The sequence below is a fragment of the Methylophaga sp. UBA5088 genome (genome assembly GCF_002414625.1).
Classification (GTDB): Bacteria; Pseudomonadota; Gammaproteobacteria; order Nitrosococcales; family Methylophagaceae; genus Methylophaga; species Methylophaga marina.
The window spans coordinates 58,466-58,866 of the sequence record NZ_DIAC01000074.1; the positions used below are offsets into that span (position 1 = coordinate 58,466).

The 401-nt window shown below is 44.4% G+C and carries 1 protein-coding gene; it reads left to right on the forward strand.

Annotated elements, in window-relative coordinates; all coding sequences use genetic code 11:
* The coding region (locus B4K20_RS09690; RefSeq protein ID WP_289282725.1) for an aminotransferase class IV at positions 1 to 401 on the forward strand (401 nt) is incomplete at both ends.

A 401-nucleotide genomic window follows, 5' to 3' on the forward strand; every position in this document is an offset into this window, starting at 1 on the left:
TGGGCGCGGCTATAAACCGCCTCTGGATGCATTGCCCCAACGTATTATTGCCAGTCATCCTTTACCAGACTATCCCACTCATTATTCCGAAGGCGTCACAGTTCAACTCTGTTCAATACGACTTTCTTCGAATCCACTATTGGCTGGCATAAAGCATCTGAACCGTCTTGAACAAGTGCTAGCGCGTAATGAATGGTCTACTGACGCGATTGCAGAAGGCTTGATGTTAGACTACCAAGACCGGCTTGTTGAAGGGACAATGAGTAATCTGTTTCTGGTCAAAGATGAACATTTATTGACACCGAATCTGAATGAGAGCGGGATAGAAGGGATTATGCGTCAGCGAGTAATAGAACTTGCCTCAGTTTTAAATATACCCACTGAAATAACGACCTTAAACA